This window comes from Saccharopolyspora sp. NPDC002686, from assembly GCF_040295745.1.
GTDB lineage: Bacteria > Actinomycetota > Actinomycetes > Mycobacteriales > Pseudonocardiaceae > Saccharopolyspora > Saccharopolyspora oryzae.
In genome coordinates this window covers 1-3,380 of the sequence record NZ_JBEOVY010000543.1, presented here as the reverse complement: position 1 = coordinate 3,380, position 3,380 = coordinate 1, and the positions used below count along the sequence as shown (strand labels likewise).

Sequence of the window (3,380 nt, the reverse complement as noted above, 5' to 3'; positions counted from 1 at the left end):
GCCGACACCGAAAAGACCGGTCACGACGCAACAGCAAGGAGACCCCCATCTGCCATGAGAACGAAACCCGCCACCGAATGGCCTCAGATGGCCGGGCTGCCGCCGGACTCGCCGGGCGGCCGTCCGCACCTCGCGCGCGCTCTGGTCGAAGCGGGAAGGGTGGCCAGCGTGGACGAGGCGTTCGCCAAGTACCTCGGGGGCAGCGGCCGGTACTACCTGCCGCGCACCGACACCCCGATCGAGCGCGCGATCCAGATGATCTCCGACGCCGGCGGGGCGACCGTGCTGGCCCACCCCTTCGCGACGGCTCGCGGACCGGTGGTGAGCGCGGAGGTCGTCGAGGACCTGACGGCTCGCGGGCTGGCCGGCATCGAGATCGACCACCCCGACCACGACCCCGCGACGCGCGAGCGGCTGCGCGGGCTCGCCGCCGAGCTGGACCTGATCCCCACCGGGAGCAGCGACTACCACGGCACCAACAAGACGATCCGGATCGGCCAGGAGACGACGCCGCCGGAGTCCTTGGACCGGCTGGTCGACAGGTGCAGCGGTAGCAAGGTGATCGGCTGAACGGGGCAGCTCGAGGTGCAGGCGCAAAACTGCGTACTGTGGGCCACGTGCAAGGGCAGCTCGGTCTCGAAGGCATTCCCAGCAAGTTGGTGCGGGTGACCCCGGCTCGCCTGTCGACCTGGCAGCAGTGCCCGCGCAAGTACCGGATGAACTACCTGGATCGGCCGACCCCGTCGCGATCCGGTGCCCGGGCCAACGCCACGCTGGGCGCGGTGGTGCACAACGCGCTGCGGGCCTACTTCGACCTGCGCGCCGACCAGCGGTCGCCGGAGCGCGCCTCGGCGCTGGTGCGGGAGCACTGGAAGTCCGACGGGTTCGCCGACCCCGAGCAGGCCGCCGATTTCCGCGGTCGCGCGCAGGAATGGGTCCGCGGCTACGTCGCCGAGCTGCCCGCGGGGGAGACCCCGCTCGCGGTCGAGCGGTGGGTTTCCGCGCCGGTCGGGTCGATCATCGCCGAGGGCCGGGTGGACCGGATCGACGAGCGGCACGGAGAACTCGTCGTCGTCGACTACAAGACCGGGCGGTTCGGGCTGCAGATCAGCGACGCGCGGGATTCGCTCGCGCTGGGCCTCTACGCGCTGGCCGTGCGCAAGCAGTTCCACCGGACCTGCCGCCGCGTCGAGCTGCACCACCTGCCGAGCGGAACCGTCGCGAGCTGGGAGCACACCGCGGAATCGCTGGCCGAGCTGCGGGACCGGGCCGAGCAGCTGGCCGCCGAGTTCCAGAGCGCCGCGGACGAGCTGGCGCTCGGCGGTGACCCGGAGTCGCTGTTCCCGGTGCGCACCGGGCGGCACTGCTCGTGGTGCGATTTCCGGTCGCACTGCCCCGAAGGCAGGCAAGCAGCACCGGATCTGCCGTCCTGGTCCGCGTTGGAAACCGGATGAGCAGGCGAGACGAGGGCCGGCGGATGCGCGCACCTGAGCCGCGCCGGTTCCGGACCCAACCGATCCCCGCCGTCCCCGGTCGAGGACGGCACGCGCACCAGCCCGCCCGCCGGAGCAAGGGCCGGTTCCGCGGGTTGAGCGGATCGCTGGCCGCGGGGTTCCTCGTGCTCGCGCTGCTCCTCGCCGGCGTCCAGTTCTGGGCGACGGGGCAGGGGCAGGAAGGACCCGGATTACCTGCGGTGATCAGCCAGCTGGCGGCGTCGCTGGTGGCCTTGGCGCTGCAGGCGGTCGCCGATCGCCGCCGCGATCTGACCGGTGGCCTCGCGACCGCCGGGGTGTTCGTCCTGGTGCTGGGTTCGCTGTGGTTCTGGTGGTGGCTCTGACCAGCCGTGCGCCTTTTCCGGCGTCATAGCACCGGAAAGTGCTCACGGGTGATCAGCGCAGCGCCACGAGGATGTTTCCGCGCTGCTCGAGCAGGACCGAACCGACCGCGTTGAGCTGTACTGGACCGGCGTACCCGCCTCGGTCGACGGGGATCACGCGCTCGCGGTTGCCGGTGCCGGGATCGATCACGGCGAGCCCCTCCCGCACCGGGACCAGCAGTTTGCCGGCGAACCCGGTACCCGGTCCGAGGGTGTCCGGGACGCTCCACTGCGGGGTGAGCGCGGCCGGGTCGAGCGCGAGGGTGTCCGCGCCGGTGTGCCAGTAGATCCGGTTGCCCGTCTTGGTGGCCTCGACCTGCACGTTCGCCCGGAAATCCGGGGTGCCGAGGCGGACCGGGTAGCGCGACACCTCGCGGCCGGTGTCGTCGAACACGACCACCGCGGAGCGGTCGCGCTCGACCACCGCGACGTGCTTGCTCGTGACCGCGATGACGCTGGCCGAGGTGCTGCCGAGACCGACGCTGAAGACCTCCTCGGGCTTCTCGTCGTCCTCCGGCTTGGCCTTGATGACCGTGATCCGCCCCAGCTCCTGCGGGCACTTCTCGACCACGCCGACCCGGTCGTCGCCGACCGCGGTGGAGGTGAACGTGCAGTCCGGGCGCTTCATGTCGTTGTCCGGGTTCTTGACCGCGGGCGGAATGCCGAACTGCTGGGTGCGCACCAGGTCCGAGCGCCACGATTCGAAGGTGCGCTGCCCGGTGGCGGTCAGGTAGGTGCCGTCGGAGAGCAGCTGGGTGTCGAACTCGGCGTCGGAGTTGCGCTGCGGACCGCGGAGCCCGGTCGGCCCGCGCAGCGAAGTGACCTCGCTGCAGTTGCTGGACTTGCGGAAGACCGCGACCGCCCGGTCCCACTCGGAACCGATCGTGCACAGCGGAATGTCGCGCGCGTAGCGCCAGGCGACCCGACCGGTCTGCGGATCGTGCCCGAGGACCTCGTTCCCGTCGCCGGTCACGGCTGCCGGACCGGCGACGACGGGAACCGGGGTGACAGGACTCGGAGCCCGCCACGCCTCGGTGAATCCCCCGGGAACGCTCTGGGCCTCGGGGAGTTCGGGCAGCGGTTGCGGGGCGACCTCGGAAACGGTGGCCCGGGCGTCGCTGTTGAACCACAGCACGGTCCCGGTGACGACCACGGCGACCGCGATCAGCGCGACCACGACGAGATCGGTACGCGTACGCCGCTCCGGCCGGACCACCATCACTCCTAAAAAAAGCTCGCCTCGAGGGCGAGCTTACAAGCCGGTTTCCCGTCAGCGGGTGCTGATCAGCTTGCGGGGTGGATGGCGATCTCCGGGGAAACCGCCATCCGCTGCCTCCGCTACGCGGCGCCGCCTTCGGCGTTGCCGCTGCGCGTCGAACCGCCGGCTTCGCCGGCCTGGTCGCCGCCGCTGGGACGACGCCGCCGGCGTCGGCGGCGCGGCCGCTCCCCGGCGTCGGCTTCCCCGCCTGCGGCGGGCGCCTCGGGCGCCGGCGCGGCGCTGGCC

Annotated in this window: 3 protein-coding genes and 1 pseudogene; 3 read left to right on the top strand and 1 reads right to left on the bottom strand. The window is 71.8% G+C overall.

Annotated features, from left to right (window positions below; translation table 11 throughout):
- Positions 1-87 precede the first annotated feature (87 nt).
- The 3 genes and pseudogenes from ABTZ89_RS37260 to ABTZ89_RS37250 form a co-directional block, all read left to right on the top strand.
- Positions 88-570: pseudogene (locus tag ABTZ89_RS37260) on the top strand (PHP domain-containing protein); the annotation flags it as partial.
- A gap of 47 nt (positions 571-617) precedes the next feature.
- Entirely contained in the window at positions 618-1,454 is an 837-nt protein-coding gene (locus ABTZ89_RS37255) for a RecB family exonuclease (protein WP_351053868.1), read from the top strand.
- The gene (locus ABTZ89_RS37250; protein ID WP_270948800.1) at positions 1,451-1,837 is read left to right on the top strand and encodes a hypothetical protein; all 387 of its coding nucleotides are present in this window, start codon (positions 1,451-1,453) and stop codon (positions 1,835-1,837) included. The genes ABTZ89_RS37255 and ABTZ89_RS37250 overlap by 4 nt, the downstream gene beginning before the upstream one ends.
- A gap of 52 nt (positions 1,838-1,889) precedes the next feature.
- On the opposite strand, the gene ABTZ89_RS37245 is transcribed toward ABTZ89_RS37250, so the two are convergent.
- Positions 1,890-3,095, bottom strand: a complete 1,206-nt coding sequence (locus ABTZ89_RS37245; protein ID WP_351053864.1) for an Rv3212 family protein — start codon at positions 3,093-3,095, stop codon at positions 1,890-1,892.
- Between the last annotated feature and the right edge of the window lie 285 nt (positions 3,096-3,380).